The sequence below is a fragment of the Vibrio sp. Vb1755 genome, from assembly GCF_033338635.1.
In the GTDB taxonomy this organism is placed as follows: Bacteria; Pseudomonadota; Gammaproteobacteria; order Enterobacterales; family Vibrionaceae; genus Vibrio; species Vibrio alginolyticus.
The window spans coordinates 1-1228 of record NZ_JAWOTA010000229.1; the positions used below are offsets into that span (position 1 = coordinate 1).

Annotated in this window: 1 protein-coding gene; it reads right to left on the reverse strand. The window is 43.7% G+C overall.

Features of this window, described 5'->3' with window-relative positions; genetic code table 11:
* A partial coding sequence (locus tag R7E00_RS24130) for a phospholipase A (RefSeq protein ID WP_318124787.1) occupies positions 1–997 on the reverse strand: 997 nt, incomplete at its 3' end.
* Positions 998–1228 lie beyond the last annotated feature (231 nt).

A 1228-nucleotide genomic window follows, 5' to 3' on the forward strand; every position in this document is an offset into this window, starting at 1 on the left:
CAATGCGCTGCTGATTATGGTCGTAGTCAATTAAGCTCTTGCCGTATCCAGTCGAGTATTGAGCATATCCCCTAACTTTTCCCCAAATTGGAAACAACAAACCTATCTCAGCATAGCCTTTATGCGTTTTAAAATTCTCGCGCCCCAAGAACGTGAACTCGTAATCGTCCCATTTGTAGGCGCTTGTTAGCGCAAAATGCCCCATGTAATCTTCGATATCTGGGTTATCATCACCTTTAGGATCATTCGGAAAGGTTTTTTCGTCCTCAGGTATGCGCCACCAAGGTTGGATAGAGGCGACAAAATTGTCTTTCGCAAAGGTTAAGTTGGTATAAACGCGGTTCCAACTGCGCGATAGCTCTTGTCTTTGGCCATTTGATTCATGCTCAATACCGAAACCCAGCCAAGTTGAACCACCAAGCGGCTGCCAACTTGTAGGAGTGAAGTAAAACAGCTCAGGACGATAATTGGTTTCGCGAAACGGACGCGACGCATCCCCCGTGTATACCTGCCAGAACGATTTGAGCGTCATACCAAAAAACAGACCATCGCCGTCAAACAATAAATCGTCGTAGTTCATTGGTACTTTAAAGCTGATTTGAAACTCTGCCTCTTCCTTACGCAGTTCATCGCCGTATTTGGTGTCGGCATACGCACGTTTGTTTACGCGATCACTATAAGTAAACGGCAGAATGTAGTTAATTCGATGTGCAACCAAGCTAAAAGGCTCGAACGCGGTTTGCTTTTCTGATTCCAAACGTTTATCGATCAAGCTTTCTTGCGGTTCTTCTGGTTCTTTCGTTGTTGATTCGACAGACGCAGTGCTCGTGACGGTATCTAACTCACACAGCTTGCGAATGCTCTCGATTGTTTCTTCGCCATTGCTTTTTTTGATTGTTTCTAGCAAACATAAATCGTATGCGCTTGCGGTCTCTCCCATCGCCACCGGAGCTACTAATAAACTCAGTATCGATATCCCTGTCGCTTTTGAAGCCATCTGAAATCCTCAATAATCTTGATGTCAAACCAGACAATTCTAATTTTTATCGGTAAATCACTTGCCATAACGGAGTTAAGGTAATGTTAAATGTTGGCCGACTTTACGTCTTGGATTGATACGACAGATTTAAAAGATATCTGCTCACTATGAACAGAGCGCCAAAAAACAACCAAGAGTTGAGCATCATAAGTCCAAACCGAAAACAGCACGTTTTTATGATGCTCATGC